This window comes from Pirellulales bacterium (assembly GCA_035546535.1).
Classification (GTDB): domain Bacteria; phylum Planctomycetota; class Planctomycetia; order Pirellulales; family JACPPG01; genus JACPPG01.
This window is the reverse complement of the sequence record DASZWQ010000037.1, coordinates 22056-47319: the sequence shown is the minus strand read 5'-3', so window position 1 is coordinate 47319 and position 25264 is coordinate 22056. Positions and strand designations below refer to the sequence as shown.

Below are 25264 nucleotides of genomic sequence, written 5' to 3'. Positions count from 1 at the left end.
GAGATACCGACCCTTTTGGGGGCCTGCGGACTATTCACTGGCCCGATTATTCCGACGGCTTTCCTCGGCCAGTCGTTTTTGGTCGGCCGGACTCAGCTGGGGGCGGTCGATCTTTAGCGTCAAGCTCGTGAGCTTGCCCGTGAACTTGAAGGGGACCTGATAGTCCTTGTCGTCAATCGGCGTGCCGGTATCGGCCCCGATGTCGAAGCTTTCGTCCCATTGCAAAGTGACGGGGATCGAGTGCTCCATCTTATGCGACGAGACGACCTGCCCATCCACCTTCAGCGTGCCGGGGCCGCCGTGGCCGAGGCCGCTGCGATTGTTGAAAGCCAGCGTTTCGGCGCCCAGTCCTTCGTATTTGAAGGCGAACTCCAAGGTGTGCTTACCGGGGGCGAGTGCTGAATTTCCTTCCCAGCGGATACGGCGCAGGTCGAGCATGTTCCACAGGAAGACCGGCTTCCCCTTCAAGAGGTAAAAACCCCAGCCGCCGAATCGGCCTCCTTGCGTGGCCAGCACGCCTTCGGCGCCGCCCGCAGGGATTTCAATATCAGCCGTGATTTTGTACGAGGCGTTGAGCAGCGACGGCGCGGCCCCCATCGGAATGCCCGTCAGTTCGCCGCTGTAGGTGAACGTGTCGCGTCCTGCGGTCAGGCTGGGGCGCGGCGAGATCATGCGGGCCGCCATGGAATTGTCGAGCGGGAAAACCTGGTACTTCGTCGCCTCGACGATGAATTTCTCTTGCAATTCCTTGAGCTTATCAGGCTTGCTCGCGGCCAGGTTGTTGCTCTGCGTCCAATCCTTCGTCAGGTCGTAGAGCTCCCACTTGTAGCTGCTCATAACGTCCTGATCGGGCGTCGCTGTAAGGACCCAGGGCGGGCTGATGGGCACGGTATTGGCGTACCAGCCATCGTGATAGATGCCCCGATTGCCGAGCATTTCGAAGTATTGCGTTTTGTGCGGCGAAGGGGCTTGCGCCCTGGTCTTGTCGAACGAATACGCCATGCTCACGCCTTCGATCGGACGCTGTGCAATGCCATCGACCACATTCGGCGCCGGGATGCCGGTTGCTTCGAGGATCGTTGGCGTGATATCGACGATGTGATGAAACTGGTTACGAATTCCGCCGGCATCCTTGATCCGCTTGGGCCAGGCAATGCACACGCCTTGCCGCGTGCCGCCAAAGTGCGAAGCGACCTGCTTGGTCCATTGGAAGGGCGTATCGAAGGCCCAGGTCCACCCGACGGCCATATGGTTGTACGTCTTGTCCGAACCCCAGGAATCGTAGAACAGCGCCAGTTGCGCCGGTACCGGAACCTCGACCCCGTTGAACTGCGCGACCTCATTCGGCGTGCCGATCGGAGATCCTTCGGCACTGCCGCCGTTGTCTCCGCTGATGTAGATGACGAGCGTGTTATCGAGCTTGCCCAAGTCCTCGACGGCTTGAATGACGCGACCGATTTCATGATCCGTGTACGCCAGGTAGGCCGCGTACACTTCGACTTGCCGGGTGAACAGCTTCTTCTCCTCGGCCGAAAGATCGTCCCACTTTTTCAGGACATCGGGCCAGGGCGTCAATTTCGCATCGGCCGGGATCACGCCGAGCTTTTTCTGGTTCGCGAAAATCTGATCGCGCAGCTTGTTCCATCCCATGTCGAACTTGCCCTTGAATTTCTCGATCCACTCGGGCGTGGCATGGTGGGGCGCGTGCGTGCCGCCAGGGACGTAGTAGCAAAAGAACGGCTTGTCGGGCGCGACCTCGTTGAGCATCTTCAAATGCGCGATCGCTTCGTCGGCCATGGCGGTCGTGAGGTTCCACTGGGGATTACCCACGTACGGATAGATGGCCGTCGTATTGCGGAACAAGTTGGGTTGCCATTGGCTGGTGTCGCCGCCGACAAAGCCATAGAAGTAATCAAAGCCCATCCCGATCGGCCATTGATCGAAGGGGCCAACCTGGCTGGCCTGGAAGGCGGGCGTGTTGTGATCCTTGCCGAACCAGCTCGTGGCGTAGCCGTTGTCTCGCAGAACACGACCAAGCGTGGCCGAATCGCGACCGATGAACGTGTCGTAGCCGGGAAAACCGGTGGCCATTTCCGCGACGACGCCGAAACCGACCGAATGATGGTTGCGGCCCGTAATCAGGGCCGCCCGCGTGGGCGAGCAGAGCGCGGTCGAATGAAACTGCGTGTAGCGCAATCCCATCTTGGCAACGCGGTCCAAAGAGGGCGTGGGGATGACGCCGCCGAAGGTGCTCGGCGCGCCGAAGCCGACGTCGTCGGTCATGATCAACAGCACGTTCGGCGCGCCCTTGGGAGGGACCACGCTCGACGGCCACCACGGCTTTGAATTGACCGCGTTCATGTTGATCACGCCGCCGAAAGGCGCCGGCTGCGGTGGCAGATACTTACCGTCGATCGTGCGCGTGGAAATGGCCGACCCGGCAGCAGGCCCAGCTGGTGGTTGTTGCGCGCGGACCGAAGATGCCACACCAAGTGCTACGCAAAGGGGCAGGGCGAAGAACGCCGCCGCAGAATGCACCCCAAATCGTGACCCAGCAATCACGTTCGACTCCTTTCGAAAATATTCGGACGCGCCACGATGCGAAGCACCCTCAGGCGCGTTCGAAGAGTGCGGCCATCCCGAACAATCTAGCGTCCGCCCGGCGAACTGTCAGCAGTTTCTCCTGCCGGCTTGTCGAGACGCACCAGTAACCAATGATCGGTCTTGCCGTTCTTGTGAATCAGGGCCGGCGCCTCGCCTTGGGCGAGGTCGCTGAGCCCGGCTTCCATGATGGAGCTGGTGTTGCCGCCCACGGTCCATGCCGCGCGCTGCGTCTTGGGGTCAGCCGCGCCCTGAATCTGCTGCGTGTGCTCCGACACTTCGTCCGTGTAATTGCCGCGCAGGATGCCCTGCTTATTGATCGCCAATTGCAGGATCAATTGCGGATGCTGCTGCTCGTTGCGAACCATGGCAAAGACGCCCAGCGACATCCAGTCGTTGCCGTCGGTGGCTACGTCGCCGGCGCCGGTCGCCGCCAGGTCGGCGGCCTGCTGGCTGAACTCGGCCGGCGTGCCGACCGGCTGGCCGTTCATGGTGACCATACCGTTGGCATAAGCGGGATTCACGCCGTAGTTGTACGACATCGGCACCGCACTGGCTCCGTAGTAGCCGGACACAGCGCCCCAGGTGGGCACGGCCCAGACGGCGGCCGTGGTCCAGCCGTGCGGATACCAGGCGCCCGTGTGCGCCGCGTACCAATGGTCGTTGTAGAGGTTCGGGTTGTTGTAGGCATTGCGAACCGCGGCAGCGCCGGTGTTTGATGCATTAGTCGTGGCGGCGGTTGCCGCGTTGCCTGTAGCCGCGCGCGTGCCTGGGGCGGCTGCTGCGTTTGCCGTGCCGGTGCGTGTGCCGGCGGTGCGGTTCGTTGTGGCGGTGCCCGAACCTTCGGCTCCACGGCGGGTAGTCCCGCCTGCGCCTGCAATTCCTTGAGGTCCACGTGTACCAGCAGTGCCGGCTGCTCCGCCGGCGCTTCGCGAGCGCCCATTGGGTGCCGCCTGATTGCCGGCGAAGCCCTGTTGTCCGGCGCCGCGTTGCGACTCGTTACGACCTGCGTTCTTTCCTTCAAAGCCACGAGCGCCGCTCGCTTCGCGATTGCCGCCGCCCGCCTGGCCGTGACTGCTTCCTTGATGCGAGCGCTCGGACCATTCGCCGCCGGGGGCGTGGCCGCTTGATCGTCCCTCGCCCCGTCCGCCGCGCTGCGCGTAGACCCGCGGCGCGGCCAGGCACAAGAATGCCACAATCATGGAAATGATCATTCGTCGGCCCATGGCGTTGGTCCTTTCTAATAGTCGTTCGTGCCCGCGGGCACCCAGAAGTTTAGGTCACGCCGTCGGGCAGGAATTCGAAATAGCCAAGAAATCGCGGCAGATTCGTGCCAAGAAGTCGCTTCCCCCTACGAATAGCTTACCGAGGGGCAGAGAGAATCATCGGCAGATTTCGCAGATCGACGCAGATTCCTGAATAGTTTGAAACATGATGCGGAACTGGGACCGGGCATTCTGAAGTTTTCTGCGTAATCTGTGGAATCTGCGGATCGTATTTGGCCTTTGTTTCCGAATCCTTTCGCGGGAATCCTGGTTGATGTTGACATTCGTGCTGTGGTGCGTGCTGTTCGTGATCTGCTGGCCGCTGGCGATCGGTGTCTTGTTGCTCTATCCGCTGGTCTGGCTGGTGCTGTTACCGTTTCGGTTGATTGGGTTGACGTTCACCGTGCTCTTCGAGACGGTGGATGCGATTCTCTCGTTGCCGGCACGCCTGGTTCGAAAGCTGGCCTGAGCGGATGGCTCGCGGCTTATCAGCGGCGGGCGTGGCCCTCGTCGATTGCAGGCCGACAGCGCCGTTCAGCCGCGTCCGGTGATTGTGAAGGCTGCCCAAATGACCGGGAGCGCAGCGTGATACTTGGCCTTCAGCCGGCTGATGGCCGCTAGTTGGGCGCTGCGCAGGGCTTGTGCCTTCCCTTCTCCCTTGGCGAGGCGCGCGAAGAAATCGCTCATCTGATCGTTGGCTTCGTCGACGGTCACGGGCCAGAGGGTCGCTACGACGGCCTCGGCGCCGGCCAGTTGAAAGGCCTGGCGGGTGCTCGCCACTCCTTCGCCGATTCGCAGATCGCCCACCCCGGTGTTGCAGGCGCTCAAGACGACGAGCTCCGTGCCGCGGAGATCCAGGCTCAGGATTTCCATGCCCGTCAAGATTCCATCGTCTCCCTTCGAGGAATCTCGCCAATTGCAGCCGGCCAACAACACGCCGCAGCGCAACAGCGGGTTATCGGCCGTTCGCGGTGCTCTCGCATCAGCGCCCAATCCCGAAGTGCGCGCGCGGAAAGCCAGGTCCGATGGCTCAAAGAAGCCGTGCGTCGCAAACAGGACCACCCTTGGTCCGTGTACGGCTTTGACCAGGGTTTCCAGAGCCCTATCCCCTTCGAAGACAGCCGGTTTCTTTCCCGCGTAGGCGGCCAGCTTCGGCCCGACCACCTTCACTTGCCTGGCGAGCTCCGGAAGCGGCGTGCCCAGCCGCGCCGGCGGCCGGAGGCGTATGTTCGGCCGCGGCTGCGCGGGAATCTTCTTGCCCGTCAGCGTGGCCTGAGCGATCTGCCGTGCCTCGGCGGGCAGCAGATCAAAATTCGGGTTCGCCACGATCAACGGCGCATTCGACGGCCGCTTCACCTTCGGCGCCAGCAGTTCGCGGCCACTGACCAGGTGCGAGATTTGATATTGCTCGACGGCAAATCGTCCGTCGGGCAGGTAGAGCGCGGCCCAGGGAACGAGCCACAACTGCGCATCGGGGCTGATGAGCAGCTTGTCGGCGTTGCGAATCTGCGAAAGCAGCGGAAACAGCAATCGCTGCGACAACCGCAACATGGCGGTGTGCGCCTGCGTCAATGTCTTCGGTTCAGCAGGTTTCGTCAGTCCGGTGCTGCGGTCGATCGTGAAGACCACATTGATGGCTTTGCGCAGCTCGAGGATGTCCTCGTGAATGTCTTCGGCGTCCCCCAGATCAATCAGTTTCACCTCGCCCTGGTCGGCCGACGGCACGATCCAGGCCGCATAGTGCAGAGAGCTGGTCTTTTCGTCGGGGGCCTTCAGATTCACGAGCGGCACGCAGGCGATATCGACGAGGACTTCGCCAGGGGCCAACGCGGAACGAACCTGCCCGACGTCGATCCAGTCCAGGGCTTGCAAAGAGTGGCTGCCGGCCCGGGCCAGCCGCCGCGAAAGCTCCTCTTCGCTTCGCGCCAGTTTCGAGATCCGATCGCCCCGCTCGTTGCGCGAGGTGCCGGAAAAGACGATCTTCGCCTGCTCGTCGCGCACCTGCTTCAGTTGCTGCGAGATTCTGGCCAGAGCCGGATCACTCTGTTCGCGCGCCCGGACCGCGCGATCGGCCAGCAGTTCCTGCGATTGCGATTTGCCGTTCAACAGCCAGCCGGCCGACAACTCGGCCACGCGCGGGTGGCGCCGCAGTTCGATGGCCAAGGAAAGGGCCATGAAATGCGCAGGGAGATCGTGAGTGGAAAGATAAGCGAGCTGCTCGCGCTCGGAGAGTGTCGAAAGCGTTGTGGCCAGACGGCGACGGGCGAGATGCCGTCCCTCGTCCGCGAATTCGACAGCGCGCTGCCAATCGTCCTGTGCGGCACTAAACAGGGACAAGTTCGTGTAGCCGGTCACCGCGTGCGGATCGTTGTCCCCAAACGATTGCTTTCCCACGGCCAACGCCTGGCGGAAAACTTCCAGGGCCGGGGCGTATTGCTGTTGGCAACCGAGAACAAAGCCCAGGTTGTTTAGCGCGTTGATCAAGTCCCCATGATCCGCTGGCGGCACCTCCTTGTAGATGCCCAGTTCTTCCTCGAAGCACGCTTGCGCCCGTGGGTCGTCACCGAGAAGGTGGCAGACCCTTCCCAGCGAATCGAGCGTGCCGGCCGTAACCGGATTACGGTCGCCTAGTAACTTGCGCCGCAACGAGAGCGCGAGCTCCAGTTGTTCGCGCGCCTCGCGATATTTGCCCTGGTTTGTCAGGAAGTTGCCGTATTCGACGTGCAGGAACGCGGTGTCGGCATTTTCTTCGGCTGCGTACTTGCTCTGAATGAGCAACGCTTCTTCGAATCCCTGGGTGGCCGCGGCCCGGTCGCCCAAGGCCCCCTGGAGGGCCGCCAGCGAGGTGCGCAAGCCGAGTGTTTTTGGATTGCGCTCTCCGTGCAACTGCTGCATGATCTGGAGCGCGCGCTCGAAACTCGACCGCGCCGCGGATAATTCGCCGAGTTTCGTGAGGAGCACGCCGTAATCCGTCAGCGCTACGGCCGCTTCGGCACTGGCAGGACCAAAGGCCGTTATGAAATTGGCCACCGCCTGCTCGGCGAACGTTCGCGCGCGGGCGTAATCGGCCACGAAAGCCAAGGCCGCCGACAGGCGCGATTGAATAAGTGCGGTTGTCGCGGGCCGCGGGTGCTTCGGATCGCACAGGGCAAGCGCAGCCTCATATTCCTTCACCGCCGCGGCAAAAGAACTCGAACCGAGCAGTGCATCCGCACGCTGAACGAGGGCCGCCACTTGGGAGGGATCCTTGGCGTCCGTTCCGCTGGCCGGACGTTTCTTGGTATCCGTCGGCTGGTCCGGCTTCTTGGACGCCGTGGTGGGTTTCGACTTGGGCGTTACAGTCTGGTCGGCGGCAGCCGTGATCGGGGGCGACAGCAGAAGCAGAGCAAGCAAAAGCGGGCAGAACATAGCTCGCGGCCTTGAACCGTCTGCCGTACTGGGATTCGTCACGCGGTTACCGCCCGGAAGAGAATTGGCCGCTCGACGCGCCGAGATAAAGGCGCCGGGCCGCGTGTTGAGTGTTTGAAGGTGATAAGCGCGGAGAGAGCGCTCGAAACGCCGATGCCTCTCCTCTGTCAATCGTATCAGGAGTTCACCGGGTTCGCGAGCGTCGCCCGAGTGTCCTGAAAGTCGAACAACCAAGTCGAACTTTCACGATAGCAAGACGTGCATCCGGACCGGTGCGAAGATGGCGGGAGTGTCACGCCCGAAGTAGCGCCTAGTACGCCCGATAGTTCATCCGGCTGCCGTTGGGGCCGATATAGCCGGTCCAGGCATCAGACATGTTGAACGTGCTGTAGCCGCCGGGCTGAGCGGGCGTGGAGAAACCGCGATAACCAGCCGATGTCACGGCACGGCTCGCGTAACCGGAAACGTTGAAGCCGTCGTAGGCGGCCGGCAAGTATCCGTTGTACCCGTAAGCCGGATACTCTCCGTAGCTGTAACCGCCAAAGCCATTGCCGACGGGATTGTAAAACCGCGCATTGGCCGGAGCCGGGCGCGAGGGAGGCGGCGATGGCATGACAGCAACCGGCGCTTCATAGCTGGCGCGATAACCAACTATGGCAGGCGCTTGCCCCGCGACGGGAACTGGAACGGCATAGCTGGCGACGTAGCCGGGAACCGAAGGTGCTGCGTTACGCACGACGACGCGGGCGCCGCTTCCGTTCACAACCGGCGCCCGTTGATAGGGTGCGACCGGCACCACGTAGCCGCCCGCGGGCTGAGTCGCGTAACCGCTGACATAGCCAGGCACGCCCATCGGCGCCGGCTCTAGAGCGTGGGCATCGCGCGCAGCTGGCACGGCGGCGATCGTAAGAGCGCCGAAGACCACGCCAAAATGCCCGAACCGCCCGAACACCATAGAGCCTTCTGCCAGTGACTCAGAATGTCTAGGGATGACAAGTCGAGAGCAATGGTCGGCCGACAAGGCAAATAGTCAAGCCTGCGCGCATTGCTGGCTCGCGTTTATCTGAGGAAACATGGCTTACGGTTGCGCGTTGAGCAAATGCCACGGCCGAGGATTTTTCCCAACGACTGACACGACCGGAACCGGCGAGAGCTGGCAAGTTTCTGAATCCCCGGCAACGACGTGTTTTGCCCTGAGAATTGACCGCCGAGTCGCACTAACCGGCCTCTATGCCGGCCCTTTCGAGGCGATTAATCTGGACCCGCGAAGCAAAGCCTTCGCTGCCGCGCGAGACGAAGGGCGCACCGCGCCGATAAGGCGACACAAGCTCTGCACGAAGGGTGTTTCCATGAATGACATCCGTTACTCCGACCACACCGATTCGGTGGCCCGCAAGCTGGAACTGCTCGAGGCCGCTTATGCCGCCGGCAAGCTCGACGTGGCCATGTCATTGGCGGCATCGCTCAAGGAGACCTTGTCGTTCGAGCGGCAGCTAGTACCGGCGCCTGCTGCCCAACTGCCGGCGTCTGCGTCGATCCCGGTATCAAAGCTGCCGCCGGTGATTGCTCAATGGGCGCGCGGCTGGTCGATCTGCAAACCGGTGACATTGTTCGAGACGGTGGGCGCCCGGCGCGCGAACGACCCGGTTGACGTGAGCCTGGCCTTCGGGGCCGCGGAGATTGTCGATCCCGTGCGCGAGATGCGCGTGGCGAAGTGGAATCCAACGACGCGGCGCTTGCAGGAGATTCCTAGCCAGGTCTATGCCCACACCCGACATGGTGACGAGGTGCGCTGCCGGGTCGCCTTCTTTGCCGAGGTCGGCGCGCATGACTCAGCCAGTTACTTGATCCTTGCGGGCAACCCAAACGCAGAGCGGCCCGACTACCAGACCGACTTACGCGTGACTGGCGAGGGATACGGCCTGGACGTCACCAACTCGCATTATCAAGCACGGCTCTCGCGCCAAACCGGACAACTCGAACGCCTCACCTACAGGCGCGAGCATGGCTTGGAGCTGTACGCCGGCGGCAAAGGCCACGGTGAACCGCCCGACATCGATTGGGGGCACGATTATGTCGATCAGGGAGACTTTCAGAAACTAAGAATGCGCAATTGGGCTGAGTGCCCTAGCTATGAAGTGACGCGCGGGCCGCTGTTTGTTCAGCTTCGCCGTTTCGGTTTTCCGGCCAGTCCTATGCATCCACTCTTTACGCCCAGTCGGATGCACATGGACGTCACCTATACGTTCTACGCCGGCCTGCCTTACTTCTTGAAGCACAGCCGGATGGACATGGTGCAGGACTTTCGGATCGAGGCCATGCGCGACGACGAATGGGTCTTCTCCGGCTATTCATTCACCGACATGCTGTGGATCGACTCGTCGGGCAAATTGCACGAAGGGGCGGTGCCGGCAGACCAGACCGAGGCACTGTGGGGTGTCGGCTTCTTCAATCGCACGAGCCGGGATGCGTTCGTCGCCCTGCGGCTAGTACACGAGGCGACCGGCGGGGCGTCGATTTCGCATGGCGGAGCCCCGACCATGCACTACGCGGGGCATGGCCAGCTGTCGAGCCGGTACCCGGCCCAAAAGACCGAGATGCACTCAGGCGTTTCCTTTGAGCAGAAGAACGCCTACCTGCTCGCGCCGTACCCCGAACAGAATCCGGCCGAGTTTTACGAGCAAAGTCGACATGCGCTCTTGAACCCGCTAGAAATCAAAGCCGAAATGCCCGCCGGCCTGGCCGGGGCGGCCACCAACAATCGGCCGCTTGCGCGCGATGGTGAAACGCCCGACACGGCTTCCCTGAAGCCAGCGATTTGGAAAGTGCTGCGCGAGGTGCGCGATGAGCAGCTCTATACGATCGACGCCAACGTGGTCGATATGGGCCTTATCTACGATGTGAGCCATCGCGACGGCGTGGCGCGCATCCTGATGACCATGCCGCACCGCGGCCGGCCGGTGTATCAATTCTTCGTCTCGCAAGGAGGTGGCCGCGTCAGCGAAGGGATTCGCGAGCGCCTGCTCAAGCTGGCCGGGGTGCGGGACGTTGTCGTCGACTTCACCTGGGAGCCGGCCTGGTCGACCGCGCGGCTCACGGACGCAGGCCGTGCCGCTCTGGGCTTATCAACGTAGGCGAGCCTACGTTCTCAAAGGCCAGATCCTTCAGGCTGACAGCTTCCATAGCGTGGCCGCATTCTCGCCGAGAATCTTTCGCTGATCGTCCGGTGTGAAGAACGGAATCTTCTCGCGGACGAGGGCCAGTTCCTGCGCCAAGGTGGGGCGCTTGTAGAACGCACGGGCCGGCCCCGGGTAGCCCGTTCCCCACAGCAAGCGCGACGGGCCGAAGGCGTCGTACACCCTCTTTACCCACGGCAACGCGTCCGAGAACGGATACTCGTGCGACTTCGAGACAGACGTCAATTCAGAAATCTTCACGCGCACGTTCGGATAGCGCGCCAGCGCGAGCAGCTTCTTCATCTCCGGCAAGGGGTCGGGCGCCGAGAGGTCGATCTGGCTCACATGATCGACGATCGTGGGCACGTCGGGATGGTCGCGCACCATGACCTCGAGCTTCGGCAACTGGTCGGTCGCGATGTAGAAGTTCAGCACGGCACCGAGCGCGGCCGCACGCTTCCACATTTGTCGGGCCGGTTGGGCCGTCAGCCAATCGTCTTTGCCCTTGTAGTAGATGGGACTGAAACGCATGCCCGAGAGCCCCTGCTCCTCGACCCAATAAGCAAGTCGATCGGCGACGTTCGGATCCACCGGATCGATCAGGCCGTGTCCGCGCAAACGGCCGGGGCAGGCCCGGACGCAATGGGCCGTGTAACGATTGTCCCAGCCGTGGCAGATCGTCTGCACCAGGATGGCGTGCGTGACGCCGTTCTGGTCCATGTCCGCGAGTAAGGTTTCGAGCGTGCCGTCCGTATCGGGCGGCCGATAATCGGCGGCGTAGGGATGCGCAAACGGAAATCGCTGTGGGTCGTGGATCCACACGTGCATGTGCGTGTCGACGACCGGCTGGCTCGGTTTCTTGCCGGCCGACGACTCGTCAGCGCGTAACCGGCCCAGCCCGAGCGTTGCCGTCACGCCGGCTTGCGCGGCCATCTGCAAAAATGCTCGTCGCGTGGTCATGGGCAACAGATCTCTCGTGTGCGGTAAGTCGATCATCCTGCGCTTCCGACCAGTGGCGTCGGCAAAGTACAATTCCTCGGGGGCCTCGGCCCCTGACCAACGACCTGTTTAGCGCACGCCCATGTTACGTCCTAAAGAGCGCATTCGCGAGCCAAAAGCGGTCCCGCCATCGGCCGTGTGGGACTGGGTCTGCGCCGCGGCCTTGGTACTGTTGGTCGTCGTCGTTTACTTTCCCACCCTCGAAAATGGGTTTATCTGGGACGACGACGTCCATGTCGAAAAGAACAAGACGCTAACAAGCACTCGAGGCCTGGCCAGAATCTGGTTGGCCCCTCGATCGTTGCCGCAGTATTACCCACTTACGCATTCGACGTTTTGGGTCGAGTACCATCTGTGGGGATTGGATCCTCGCGGGTACCACGCGGTAAATCTGGCACTCCACGCGGCGGCGGTCCTGCTTGCCTGGCGGCTGTTCGTTCGTCTCGGGGTGCCCGGCGCCTGGCTGGCCGCGGCGCTATTTGCGGTGCACCCCGTTTGTACCGAGAGCGTCGCCTGGATCACTGAACGCAAGAATGTGTTGTCCTGCGCCTTGGCGTTGGGTTCGTTGTTTGCTTATCTGCGCTTCGCGCCGTTCGAGAACGAGCCCCCCACGCTCGAAACCGGATTTGCCTGGGGCCGCATTCGTTACTACTTGCTCGCGCTGTTGCTCTTCGTGGCGGCGCTATTGAGCAAGACCGTGACGGCATCGGTCCCGGCCGTGCTGCTGGTGATCTACTGGTGGAAGCGCGGACGGCTTGCGAAAGGCGACATACTTTGGCTCATGCCGTTTTTCGTGATTGGCATCGCGCTGGCGTGCGTCACCGCCTGGTTGGAGTTGGGGCACGTGGGGGCCAAGGGAGAAGAGTGGGAGCTGACATTGCCGGCGCGCTCGATCGTGGCGGGGCGCGCCGTGTGGTTCTATGTTGAAAAGCTCGCATGGCCGCGGCAGCTTGTGTTTTTCTATCCGCGCTGGACGGTCGATCCCGCCGAGCGGTGGCAGTACGCCTACCCGGGCTCGGTTCTCGCCGTGATCGTGTTGTTGTGGCTTGCGCGCGGCCGCGTGGGGCGCGGGCCGCTGGCGGCCGTGCTGATCTTTGTGGGGGTGTTGGTACCGGCGCTCGGGTTCTTCAACGTTTTTCCGTTTCGTTATTCATACGTCGCCGATCATTTTCAATATCACGCGTCGCTGGCAATGTTCGCCTTGGCGGCGGCCTGCCTGGCACTCATTGCGACGCGCCTGGCGGCGAGCTTGCATTGGGTTGCGCCGGTTATTTTCGGCGGCCTGTTGCTCGCCCTGGCCATGATCAGTCATGAGCGCACGTACGTCTATCACGATTTGTTCACGCTCTACGAAGATACGATTCAGCAGAATCCAACGTGCTGGGTCGCCTATCAAAATCTCGGCGGGGCACTGTACGCCGCGGGCCGCTACGAGGAGGCGATTCCCTCCTATCGCCAGGCCATCGACTTACGCCGCGAGATCGCGAGCGAATATCCTTCGGTTACCGCTTATCAATCGGAGCTGGCGCTCGGCTATACCAACCTGGCTTTGGCGCAGCGGAAGGCACAGCGTTCCGGCGATGCTCTCGCGTCCCAGTTGGAGGCGATCGAGATCCGCCAGGCCATCGCGGACCTTCATCCGACGGTCGCCGAGCACCGCGAGGACCTGGCCAGCGACTACGTGGCGGCGGCCACGTTCGTAAATGATCTGGGGGACACCAGCCAGGCCGAGAAATTTCTGCGCAAGGGAATTGACCTGCGCCAACAAGTGGTGCGAGAAGTTCCGCAAGAGCCCCGTTACCGCGAGCGGCTTGCCACCACGCAAACCGATCTGGCCAGGCTCAAGCAGGTGCATAACCAACTGGACGAGGCGCAGACCGGGCACCTGGTAGCGCTCGAAGCGCGCCAATCGCTTGCCAACGAATATCCGAAAAACGAAATGTACCAAGAGGAGCTCGCCTGGAGCTACGACAATCTCGCCGTCGTGGCGCTCCAGCGCGGTCGATTCGGCGACGCGGTGTCACAACTGCAACAGGCGATTTCCATTCGCGAAGGATTGATGCGCGAACATCCTGACGAAGGCCGCTATCAAGAACAATTGGGAACCGCCTATGCGCGCCTGGGATTGGCGGAATACAAAACTGGCCGGGATGTCGAAGCTCTTCAAGCGCACCAGCGCGCCGCCATGATTCTTGGTCGCGTGGCGCGCGATAATCCCGCGAACGGAGAAATTCAGAACCAACTGGCGGCGACCTACGTCGACTGCGCGGTCATTCAACGCGACCTGAAGGCCTTTGCCGAGGCGGAGCAGTCTTTGCGGCAGGCAGTCTCCCTGCGCAGAAAACTGGTCGACCGCTTCCCCACGGTCAGCAAATACAAAGAAAGCCTTGCTGCCACCTTGCGACTGCAAGAGAATTCTCAGGGCTCGAAATGAGGCCCGTTGGTCGCGTCATGGTAGCGAGCGTGTCACCAACTGGCTCCGCCGCCGCCCCCCCCTGAGCTACCGCCGCCGCCGAACGATCCGCCCCCGCCGCCGAATCCCCCTCCGGAGCTGCCGCTGCCACCCGAGGAAAGCACCGATACGCCGACGTCTCCCAGCACCCGGCCCCAGTACCACATATCGGTGAGATCGGTGCCCCACACGCGCCGATGGTGTTGCCGGCGCATCGACGAGTAAATCACGAAGACGAAGAGCATCAGGAAGACCAGCAGCACGAACGCGGCCATCGGGTGGATCCCTTCATCAACCTGATGCCGGACGGGCGGCACGCCGTCGAGCTTCACGCCCGCGTCGTCGGCCACCTTGTTGGCCACGGCGATCGTCATCTCATTGATGCCGTCGCTATAACGCCCCGCGCGGAAGAAGTCGTCGCGAATCTTGCGCGACAACGAGCCGCAAAAGGAATCCGGCAGCGCTCCCTCCAGACCATAGCCGGTGTGGATGCGTACTTTATGATCGCCGACATCGAGAATGATGAGCGCGCCGTTGTCCTTGCCTTTCTGGCCGAGCTTCCACAGCTCGTAGTGCCGCTGGGCAAATTCGAAGATCTCCTCGCCGTCCGTGCTGAGAATCGTCAGCACTTTGACTTGCGCGCCGGTCTTGGCCTCGAGTTCGGCCAGATAGTTCGTGAGCTTTTGCTTTGTGGCGGCATCGATCACGCCTGCCTGGTCAACGATGCGTGTGCCGGGATCCTGAACCGTGACCGCGGCATCGGCATGTGCCGTGCATGCCGCGAGCAAAAGCGCGATCGACCAGAGAGCTGCCAGCGACGTCTTACCAGCCATCGACGAGTTGTCCCAGGACTTCGACGTGGTTGTAAAGTCTTTCGAAGGTCAGCCAACTGACGCTGGACGGAAATTCGAACGCCTCGCGGACCCCGGGCAAATGACGCCCGGCCAGATTCTCGATTTCGGCCAGAATCTTTGCCGCCGGCAAGGGCTGACGCTGCCCCTTCAACCACAACATGCCGCGCAGCACCCGCAGCAGGCTGTACAGCGCCGGTAGCGCCGCCTTGTGAATCGTGGATTCCTTGGTGCCGTCCACGACCACGGCCTGTCGCATGCCGACCGAGATCGACTTCAGCTCGCGTTCGCACTGCAAACGGACGTGCTCTGCGTCAAACGTAACGTCGGCCAGGTAGTCCTCGCCCAAAAGCACCAGGCGCTGCTGCTGGATTTCGATCAATTCCAAGGGGAAGGCATCGCGCGATGCTTTCAAAAAGTCGGGCGTCATCACGACCGGCGCCGTGATCCGCCGGCGGCCGAAGTGAGTTCCATCCCCCGACAGCCGGCGCAAAATGTCCAAGCCCAGGCTGTCGACCATGAGCAGGCTGTGAACCATGTGCAAGCTGCCATCGAACCCTGGGCCGGCCGCGGCGCCATAAATCGTGAGCCCCAGCACGTGCTCGCCGCCATAGGCCACTACCCGCTCGGCGTACTCTCGAACCGAGTCGCGCACCGCCGTGGGCACCTGGTGGAGATTCGAGAGCTGCATGCGGCATCGATCGAGCGAGGATGTGCGACCCGAAAGCACGGATTCTCGGTTACTACCGCGGTTATCGCAAGCGACCGCTTTAGTCCCTTCAGAAGCATACTATGCCGGGTCAATTCTCCGTGGGCACGACCCGCAGCGTGTAGTAGGCTTCGCCCGGAAAAAACAGCTTTCCTGCCGCGGCCATGTTTTGAAGATGAAATTCGTAGACAAAGCCCGGCCGCAACGAATCGAGGGCAAGCCGCACCGAGCGCCGGTCGCTTGACACATTGGCTGAGCGAATCACCTCGGTCCGCCGGTCGACGTCGGGGCCGCCGTAGTCGGACGTCGTGACGCGGCGGAACGACTCGACGACGTAGTTTGCCACATTGCCTGCGGCGGCCGTGTCGACTTCTTGCGTGAAGAGGATAGTGAAGCCGCTTGCCGCCGCGCGCACCTCGGCGATTCCCGATGGCAACGAACCACGCGGGCGTAAGCGCACGATCGATCCGGTGTTCTGACCTGCCCCCCAGCCGCTGTCGCGCATGTTGCCGATGTAGAGCCAGCCGTCGGGCGCCACCCCGCACGCGATCGGCCCCTCGAACGTTTCTTCCCCCTCGGCCGGCTCGCTGCTCAGGGGATAGGCAGCGCCTTGATACACGTCGCCGATCCGCTCCAGGCTCATGCGCACCAGGCGCCTGGTGTCGTATTCGCAACCGACGAGGTGCCCCTCCCAAGGGCCGAACGCGGCGTGACCTGTCGCGGCGCGCACGCTCTCGGGCGTGGTCAGAAAACAGATGCCGTTTACGCTGCGCGTCCAGGGATGCGGTATTTCGATGGCCGCGTCCTGCCGTGGCAGCGCCGTGCCTTTCCGCGCCTCGCTCTTGTTCATGAAGCCATAGTGCGCGCCGGCGGTCAAATGATTCAGTTCGTTGTAAGGGTTGTAATGTCCTTGGTTGTCGGTGGCGAAAAGCGCGCCGTCCGGTTTGCGCGCGAGCCCCATGGGAAAGCGCAAGCCCGAGCAGAAAGGGACGAGTTCGTAGCGGCGAGGATTGTCACTAGTTGGATTCCGGGGAACGAGGTGGAGCGACCAGCCGCGCCAGCGCGCCGCGGCGTCGTCCCGCTCGTCTTGTCGACAGGGAAGTGCCAGATAATATCCGCTCGCGCCGTCGCTCACCGGGCCCACGACCCAATCGTGATAATCGGCCGTGTGTCCCCAGCCATCGGCCACCACATCGGCGCGGCGCGCGCGCCCCTGAGCATCAAAGTCGGAGAGCCGCAGCAGGCCATTTTTATTGCTGACGTCCACCGTGCCATCCCCGCGCGCCAACAGCCCATACGGAGCGGCCAACTCGTCGGCTAGCGGGCGCAACGTGTCGGCCAGCCCGTCGCCGTCGGTATCGGGCGCGAGCCACGCGCCCCCCTTGAGAGACGTGAACATGAGAGTTCCGTCGGCCCGCCACGCAAAACCAGTGGGCATTTCGCTCGCCGGTAAAGGCAAGCGCACCGCTTCGAAGCCCGGCACGCAGTGCAAAGGGACCGCCGGGCGAGATTGCGCCACCGCGGCGGCGGGCGCCGGCACGCGGTCCGCCGCCAATTGACTGCGGTATTCCACAGCGGTGATGAGCGGCACATCCGCGCCCGCCGAAGCGAGGGTGATCGTCGGGCCCGAATTGTCGCCGATGGTTGCGCTTTCAGGTCGGAGTATCGTCAAAAACAGGTCGCCCGCCGGACCGCCTGTCGCCACATATTGGTTTCTCGTCATCGTCCCGGTTGTTCCCTCGTCGAGCGGCCGCCAGACGATCTCGGTACCCTCGGGCACGCCGCGAATTTCCAAGCGGCGTTCGAAGCCGGCATGACCGGAATTGTTGTTGGCGGCAATCGCGGTCACGCGCTGCGACACGTGGACGGTGAGCGGCGACTCGTCGCCGTCCGTGGGGAACGTCAGCCGGTAATCGACTGACACGCCCCCCTCGACGTGTTGCCAGGAGTCGACGAGCGCTACGAATTGCGGCGCCGCGACCGGCGCGATGGTTTGTCCGTCGCGCTTGAGCACGAGCTCGCGGGTCCCTAGGCGCCTCGGCGCGAGCAGGTGCGTCCCGCCGGGCTCCCAAAACCAACGCTTTCCTTCGGTTCGCTCGCGCGCCGCATCGCCGATCCACCAGCCCGCCAGCCGGTTCTGCTCCATATCCAAAAGCACAGTGTGGCGGTTCGCCAGCCCGACAACGAAGGGTCGCACATAAGCGCGCTTTTCGATGCGCAGCACGTCGGTCAGTATCGCGGCCGGCTCAGGTTCGTTCGGCATGTTCCGCGTGCTTACTATGCGCACCGCGGCGGCCGCCGGCGGAGTGAAGCCCGGCTCATTGAGCACGTGCCACACGGCCGCAAGTTGATCGTCGAGCCGTTCGTTCAGGACGCCGCCGGCCGGAATTTCGATGGCCGGCATTTCCATGCGCGGGACGATGCGCGCCGGATTGCGCACCCAGCGATCGAACCACTCGCGACGAATGCGCTTCCCCACGAGCGATAGATCAGTACCGCGCGCGGCCGGGTTGTCTTGCTTCGGAATCGACTTGCCGATCTGATGGCAGCTTGCGCAGCCGAACCCTTGGGCCGATACCAGTCGCCCTCCGGCGGTCGTTAGTAATGCATCGGCAAGCGTTTCCGACTCAGGCACCGGCCGATCAGGCATTCGATCAGTGCGGATCAGCCAATCGGCGAGCGCCTCGGTCTCGCCGGGCGCGAAGCGGAAGCGCGGCATCCGGATCTTCAGCCACGAGCGACGCGGATCGCCGGCGACCGTCATCGCCTCGACAAGCGCCGCGCGCTCGAGCTTGTCACCCACGTCCGTGAGCGCTGGCGGCGTGAGCGTCGAAAGCGCCGCAGCCAGCGGCCGATGCGCCGCGGCCACTCCGGGCGTGTGCGCCGCGATGCCAAGCGCCAGCCCACGACTATGGCAGCCAAGACAGTTGCGATCTTGCATGATGCGCGCGCCATCAAGCCGGGCTGACGCGATCGCCGTTGTCGAGGGGCCCTGCGCCATTTCACGTACGTAGGTAATTACGGCCGCGCGCTGCTCCGCGCGCAAGCGATAGCCCGGGCGCGTTAGCGTCGGGTCGGGCTCGCCGACGCAGCTCTTTTCCCAATCAGCGTCCGCGGCGATCTTCTGCTTACGAATCGCCGCCGGTTCGGGCGCCGGTTGGCCGCCGCGGGCTGGCAACTCGTGACACGCGCCGCAGTGATGCGTAGCGACTAGCGCGCGCCCACGACTCTGCTCTCCGCCGTAGTCGCGCCGATCTGCCGGCACGCCGTCCGCGGGCACGCTGGAATGCTGCCCGGCAAGGTACGCCGCCAACTGCTGTCGTTCGTCCGTCGAGAGGGGGAATACGGGCATGCGATGGGTCGGATTCGTGCTCGCCGGTTCGGCCAGCCAACGCTCGAAGAAGTCCGCTGGCCGCTTGTCGGCGATGTTCGTGAGCTCGCCTCCGCCGCTGAGCCGCGATGAACCGAGTCCCTTGAGTGCGTGGCAGCCGAGACAACCGAGCGAATCGAAGAGCGTTTCGCCTGCCGCAGCGTCGCCGAGCTTTGCGGCCGCTGCTTGCGCTTGTTCGTCCTGCTTCGTTGCAGCCTCGCCTGTTTCCTCGAGCAAGAAAGCCACGATGTGCCGGGCATCTTCGCGTGTCAGGCCCAGCCCCGGCATGCGGAATTTGACGTCATCAATGGCCGGAAGCGGGTGGCTCTCCGAACTGGGGGCGACTTTGCTTGAGTGCGCGACTTCGTTCGCCGCTTTAGCATCGGATGAAGGTGGCGACTCGTCCGGTGTGCTCTTTCTCGCGCCGCCGATCCAATTCATCAGCCACGACCTCGCGATATTTCCCTTCAATTTGGCAAGCGAGGGTGCGGGCGGCACCGGCTGCGCATCGGGAATCTCATGGCAGGCCGCGCAGCGCAACCCATGCACGAGCAGTCGGCCCTGCTCGAACCGATCTTCCGCTGCGCCCTGCGGCTCGTGCAATAAGGCGCGTGGCGGGATCGGCTCGAGGCGAAATCGCGGTCCTGACCAGAACAGGCCGAGCTTTGCGGTCGGCGCTCGTCCGCGAAATTCGATTGCGATCGCGTGATGCCCATATTCCAGCTCGATCGGCTCGCTATCGAGCCAGCGCGGCGCAGCGACTGACTCTTCGACGAGAGTTTGGCCCTTGAGCGAGATGCGAATGCTTCCGCTGTCGGCATGGACGTGCAACCGATACGCTCCTGGAGCGATCACCGATAGCTTGCCCGTCCACTGCGCCAGGAAGTCGCCGGGCGGTAATCGCGGGTCAACGGGGCTCTCGGTCCAATCAAAGCGCAGCTCGGGATCGATGCGGGAGATCGTGCGACCGGCGGCCGTGATTTCCGCGCGCAAGCCGGCTGGTAATTCCGGCGGCGCGTCGTCGTCTTCGTCAACCGGTCCGGCCGCGCTCGCGCAGGCGATCGTGCACCACAGCCCGAGCAAGAGCGCAAGCACGAACGAGACGCGGACCATGGTGAACGGCGACGCAGAAATACGACAAAATGTTCGCGCCATGAATTGCCGCCCGTGCTGCTGCGATTCAGTCAGGTCCAACGGGCGTAATGCGCACGCTCTTGAGATCCATCAAGGCGCCGGCGATTGCGCCGTCGGGACGTAGCACGACCTGATACCGGCCGGGCTTGAGCGAGAGGCGTCCCAAGCTCAACTGACGATACGTGTCCCAGTTACCGGTGCTGGGTACCTTGCCCGCGAACACGGTGTCGCCGATGGTCAATTGATAGGGATTGCCGGCCACGGCTTCGTCGCATGCATAATCAATGCGCACGACGTACTTGGCGGCTTTCTTGACATCAAAAGTCCATACAGCGTGATCGGTCGTGCTTCCCCACATGCCGAGGTTACGGTAGACCGGTTCGTAGGCGAGCGTGTCGCCGTAGATTTCACAGTCGCTCGCCAGCAGCCAGAACTCGCCGCGAAAGCCTTCGGGCTCGACGACTTTCGGTTCATTGCCCGCGAACACGCGGCGCGGTGGACGCAAAGCCGAAAGATAGGCGATTAAGTCGGCGAAGTCGCGTGGCGGGATGTCCTTTTCCATCCCCTCGGGCATGAGCGATCGGCCACTCGCGGCCAGCTCTTCCAGGTCGGAGCGCAAAATCGTGGTTTGCTTTCCCTCCTGACCGACAAGCGTGATGCTGGCGCCGGTCTCCGCGGCAAGCATGCCCGTGTACGTCAGGCCCGCGGTCGTCACGGCAGCGTAGCTGACGAATTTACTTTCGACGGCGCGATTCGGATCGAGGATCGCGACCAAGAGGGCGGCGCTCGATTTATCGGTAAGCGCGGCCAGGTCTGGCCCGACCGCCGTGCCTACGTCTTCGAGACGATGGCACACGGAACACGTTTTCTTGAAGATCGCTTTTCCGCGTGTCGCATCGCCGGGCGTTGCCAGGCCCGCCCGGTATTGATCGATAATGGCCTGGCGACTGGAGACGGTATCGCTGGCGAACAATTTATCGACGCGGGCGTGTACGTCTTTGTCGCGATATTCGCGCAGGCGCTGCCGGCGCGAAGCGTCGATCTCTTGCACGTGAATCTGGCCGGAATCGACGTTGTCGAGCAACGCGTTGATCGACGATTCGCGCCGCAGCAGTGCATCGAGCACCTGGCCGCGCAGCTCGGCGCCGTACCCTTTCCACCCAGCCAACAGCACGGTCGGAATGCGCGGCTCATCGAGCCGCGCAAGCGCGGCGACGGTCGCTGACTGCAATTCCGCGCTTGAACGCGGCGTCAACAGGCCCGCCAAGAGGTCGATATCCTGCTGCTGATCCTCGAAGCCACGTGCCAGGAGCGCAAGTGCCGCCAGCCGGTCGGCCTCGGCGGCCTTCTCATTTTTGACCGTGTCTCGCGCCCAAGCGAACATCGGCCGAATCCGATCGAGACCCGCCTGCACGTGCGCGTCGGCATCGCTCCGAAACTTGGCGAGCGACAGGTTCTTGCGATCGAGCGTGTCGAGCAGGCCGGCCAACGAATCGATTTGCCAGCCCGCATACCCGGCGCCTTGTGGCACGGCCACGGCCGCCAAGAGTGACACGAGCGATCGATGATTTTCGAACATCGTGGCCAGCGTCAATAGTTTTTGCAGCAGTTCGGCGGGCCGTTCTTTTTCCTGCGTCTTGGCGAGGACTGCTTGCACGACGCCGTCGAGTTGCGGCCGGCCGATGGAGCTGACGATCGCCGCCGAAATGTAAACGTCGTCCAGATCGGCCACGGCCATGGCGCCCAGCGTTTCGCCTGCGCGCGGATCGGCCCATTCGCCCAGGCTGTAGGCGAGTTGCAGGCGAACCATTTCATTCGTGTCGTCGGCCAGTTGTTGCACGGATTTGGCCACGAGCGGCGAGCGCGCGAACCACGGTTCGGCAAGGCGTATCGCATGACGCCTCACCGTGGCGTTCGTGTCTTCAAGCGCGGCCAACAGAACGTCCTCGTCGATTGCCCGCAGCCCGTCGAGCGTACATAGGGCGTGCACACGCGCGAGAGCGTGAACGCTGGTCGAAGGACCCGATGCTGCGTCCTTTTCTGCGGGCTTGACGGGCTCGCTTACGATCAGCTGCTTCAAGAGCGGGACCGCCGCGCGGTCATCGCGCCAGACGAGCATCTGCTGCGCCATGTCGCGCTGCCAACCGTTCGGACTAACAAGCGCCGCGACCAGCCCGGCGATGTCGAGCCGATCGAGCCGCGCGAATTTGCGTGGCGGCCGATCGACCGGGTAGACGCGATAGATGCGTCCCATGTCATCGCCGGCTCGCAGGTTCAATCGCTTTTGCCAATCGACGGGGATGTACTCGGGGTGCTCGATCACGGCGCGATACATATCCGCCACCCACAGCGCCCCGTCCGGCCCGGTGCGCAGCATGGTGGGGCGAAACCAATTGTCGCTCGAAGCCAGAAACTCGGACTGTTGCTCGTCGTCCGCCCGCCGGCTGGTGTAGCGCACTCCGTCGCGGGTCATCACTTCGCGATGTACCAGGTTGTGAACTGGCTCGCTAACGTAGCTGTTGCCTATAAATCCGGCGCCGAACAGGTCGTCGCGATAGACGGTAGCGCCGCAAGCCGATGTGAAGCGGTTTACGACGTTCAGGTCGTTGAATCGCGGCAGCGTGCGGCTGAGCGGGAAAACCGGCGCGGCGCCAGGTGCCGCCGAAACGTCGATGCGCGCGTTGGGCGCCGCCACCTGCCGATTGCGGCGCAGGTAACGATCTTCGAGCACGAACTGGTATAAGGGCTCGCTATTCGAGCAGCCGAACCAGTTCCCGGCGTCGTCGCGCACGCGTGTGAACTGCGATTGACCCAGCAATAAGTCGATACGACCGTCGTCGGGCTGAAAACGGAAATCGCGGAAGCTCAGCGGCACCTTGTCGCCGGTCTTCGTCGATTCGATTTGCCCGCCGCTGTCGCCATTGGCACAGTGCAGCCAATTGTCGAGGCCGAACGTCAGCCCATTCACGCGATGCTGCTGGTTCCCTTCACCGAAGCCGTGCAGCAAAACTTCGCGCACGTCGGCGCGGCCGTCGCCGTCGGTATCCTCGGCGTACAAAATGTCGGGCGCGCAGGTGACGATGATTCCTTTGCGCCAAACCTTGACGCCGTTCGGAAAGGCAACGTCGGTCAGGAATTCGGTGGCGCGGTCGTAGTGGCCGTCCTCGTCGGTGTCTTCGAGGCATTTGATAACGCCGCCGGGCTTGCCGTCGGCATCCATGCCGGTGGGATAGTCGCGCATCTCGGCAACCCATAGCCGGCCGTCCGGCCCCCAATCGAACGCCACCGGATCGACCAGTAGTGGTTCGGCGGCGACCAGATCTACGGTAAAGCCGGGCCTCGCGCGCAACGCGCGGAGCGAAGCCGCCGGCGATTTGGCCTCGGGCTCGATGTCCTTCAGCCACGTGGCGAACGAACGCTGGTCGACAAGCTCCTTGATCTTGTCCGTACGCTCGTTGACGACGTACATATGTCCGGCAGCGAACCAGGCTCCGTTGTTCGTTCCGCCGGAAACGATTCGCGGAATGGCGGCCGCGCTGTCGCCGGCTTTGCCGACCAGAACGCGCCGCGACCAGCCGGTGCCGATCGAATGGAACAGATCCAGGCTGTAGCGATCGTCGTTGGAAAAAACGACGTCGTCGTAGGCGTCCTCATCGACATCGACGAACCGCAGGCCGGCGTCGCGCCCCTGGTCATCGACGATCGCGGTTCCCTCAGGCAGTATAAACGGCAATCGGTGCCAGGCGTTTTGCTTCGCGTCGAACCCGAAGATCGCTTGCTGCTTGTCGTTGCCAACGATCAATTCGCAAACCCCGTCGCGGTCCAGATCGCGCAGACGTACGCCATGGTCACGACCGCCGACACCGGTCATGACCGGCGAGGCGTCAGCGGACGGGCGGCCGGCAGGAACGATCGATAAGCCGGCCAAGAGCGCGTCGTCCTGTTTCCACCCTCCGTCGCGAAAGGTCCAGGCGCCGCGGCGCGCGTCGTTAGCAACGATCACCGATGCCGCGCCGTCAGGCCTGACGACGCCGAAGCGAGCGCAACTGTCGCGATGGTTGCCGGCGCTGTCGCGCGCGATCAATTCGCAGGGAAACTCGGTTTCAATCCAGCGCTGCGACTGTGGTGACCAAACCCGCGTCTGTTTCAAGTTGTCGTTGCCGACGACAACGTCCAGATAATGATCCTGATCGAGATCCAAGAGCCGGACGCCGTTGTCGCCCCCTTGAGGGGCGGCCCGCAGCGACTGACCTCCTAGCAGGTTTTTCTCGAGCCGCTCAAGCGCCTCGCGGAAATTCAAAAACTTCACCTTGCCGCCGTGCTTCGATACGGCATGGTCGATCAACTCGATGATCTGTTCGCTTTTGATCCAGTCGTGCGGATGAAAGACGAGCGTAAACGTGCCTTGCTTGGCGACCGCGCAATCGAGGGCGGCTTGCAAATCCGCCACCAGGCGTGGACTGTTTGCGCCTTGCAGATGAAAACTTTCCCAATCACTCGGCACGATGCAGGGGAATTCCCAACACAAGCGGCCGATCACGTACGGATAGGGATAATCGTCGATGCGATTGACGAACGCCCGATCCGCCGGCAAATAGCGGCGAAACCGCTCTCGACCTCCGCCGTCCAACACGCGGTCGCGCGGCAACCGCGGATCGTTGGCCGTGAACAACTGAAAGACCGAGGAGTCGATCGCCAGGTAGTTTCCGGCCGGCGTCGTGCTGTTGAAGATCTCGCTAAAAAACCGCGGGCTGACTGTGTTCAGTGAATCGCAGCACGGCATCCGGAAGGCCACGGGCTTGCTGCGCGGGATAGCGGCCATTTGGTCGACACAGTCGTCGAATGTTTTTTTCGACGCCGCCAGGTCCCCCTTTGCCAAGAGTGGGCACGGGTGCGTCTTGGTGTGGGTTTCCAGGCTCAGGCCTTCGGCCAGCCATTGCTGCAGGTGCGGTTCGTCGGGGCGCACGTCGTTGGTCATGATGCTGACCGGTGCGCGGCCGTCGATTTTTTTCAGCCGTTCGATAATGGGCCGCAGATAGGCTTCCCATTTGTCGTGGCCGCGCATATCGTCGATGGCCAGGACGACGACGGCCTCGACCCCCGGCTCGCCGATCCATTGCGGAGTCGCCAGCACCGGCAAATCGCGCGAGGCATAATAGGGATCTTGCGCGTCGAGATACGTGAGCCGGTTACCGTCGGCGTAGAGCGCCGTAGGCACGGCCCACGCGGCCATGCCGCAGCAGGCCGCCCATACGGCTCGCCGAAAACACCGTGCAAAACGTGGCGGCATGAGGTTGGC

The 25264-nt window shown here is 63.0% G+C and carries 12 protein-coding genes; 3 read left to right on the top strand and 9 right to left on the bottom strand.

The features are described from left to right. Positions 1-30 precede the first annotated feature (30 nt). A complete protein-coding gene (locus VHD36_04680; GenBank protein HVU86591.1) occupies positions 31-2487 on the bottom strand; it encodes an arylsulfatase in 2457 nt (818 codons plus the stop codon). Between the two features lie 161 nt (positions 2488-2648). Beyond that, positions 2649-3803 (bottom strand): hypothetical protein, encoded by a 1155-nt coding sequence (locus tag VHD36_04675; GenBank protein ID HVU86590.1) that lies wholly within the window; start codon positions 3801-3803, stop codon positions 2649-2651. A 337-nt stretch (positions 3804-4140) separates the two neighbouring features. On the opposite strand from VHD36_04675, the gene VHD36_04670 reads away from it, so the two are divergent. Next, the gene (locus tag VHD36_04670) at positions 4141-4335 is read left to right on the top strand and encodes a hypothetical protein (protein HVU86589.1); all 195 of its coding nucleotides are present in this window, start codon (positions 4141-4143) and stop codon (positions 4333-4335) included. Between the two features lie 65 nt (positions 4336-4400). Here the strand turns inward: VHD36_04670 and VHD36_04665 are convergent, their stop codons facing one another. Next, on the bottom strand, positions 4401-7274 hold the full coding sequence (locus VHD36_04665; protein HVU86588.1) for a CHAT domain-containing tetratricopeptide repeat protein: 2874 nt from the start codon (positions 7272-7274) through the stop codon (positions 4401-4403). A 310-nt stretch (positions 7275-7584) separates the two neighbouring features. Further along, complete coding sequence (locus tag VHD36_04660) at positions 7585-8229, bottom strand: hypothetical protein (GenBank protein HVU86587.1); 645 nt, start codon at positions 8227-8229, stop codon at positions 7585-7587. Positions 8230-8623: 394 nt separating this feature from the next. Here VHD36_04660 and VHD36_04655 point away from each other — a divergent pair, with 394 nt between their 5' ends. Beyond that, positions 8624-10408, top strand: coding sequence for a metal-sulfur cluster assembly factor (locus VHD36_04655; protein HVU86586.1), 1785 nt, complete (start codon positions 8624-8626; stop codon positions 10406-10408). A 30-nt stretch (positions 10409-10438) separates the two neighbouring features. Here the strand turns inward: VHD36_04655 and VHD36_04650 are convergent, their stop codons facing one another. After that, positions 10439-11410, bottom strand: coding sequence for an amidohydrolase family protein (locus VHD36_04650; protein HVU86585.1), 972 nt, complete (start codon positions 11408-11410; stop codon positions 10439-10441). A 121-nt stretch (positions 11411-11531) separates the two neighbouring features. Between VHD36_04650 and VHD36_04645 the strand changes: the two genes are divergently transcribed. Beyond that, a complete protein-coding gene (locus VHD36_04645) occupies positions 11532-13883 on the top strand; it encodes a tetratricopeptide repeat protein (GenBank protein HVU86584.1) in 2352 nt (783 codons plus the stop codon). Between the two features lie 32 nt (positions 13884-13915). On the opposite strand, the gene VHD36_04640 is transcribed toward VHD36_04645, so the two are convergent. From VHD36_04640 to VHD36_04625, 4 genes are all read right to left on the bottom strand, one after another. Then, positions 13916-14734 (bottom strand): TPM domain-containing protein, encoded by an 819-nt coding sequence (locus VHD36_04640; protein HVU86583.1) that lies wholly within the window; start codon positions 14732-14734, stop codon positions 13916-13918. Continuing rightward, positions 14724-15443, bottom strand: coding sequence for a hypothetical protein (locus tag VHD36_04635; protein ID HVU86582.1), 720 nt, complete (start codon positions 15441-15443; stop codon positions 14724-14726). The genes VHD36_04640 and VHD36_04635 overlap by 11 nt, the downstream gene beginning before the upstream one ends. Before the next feature lie 109 nt (positions 15444-15552). After that, positions 15553-19986: a c-type cytochrome gene (locus VHD36_04630; protein ID HVU86581.1), complete on the bottom strand. Its 4434-nt coding sequence runs from the start codon at positions 19984-19986 to the stop codon at positions 15553-15555. A 25-nt stretch (positions 19987-20011) separates the two neighbouring features. Then, a complete protein-coding gene (locus VHD36_04625) occupies positions 20012-25198 on the bottom strand; it encodes a PVC-type heme-binding CxxCH protein (GenBank protein HVU86580.1) in 5187 nt (1728 codons plus the stop codon). Positions 25199-25264: the final 66 nt, after the last annotated feature.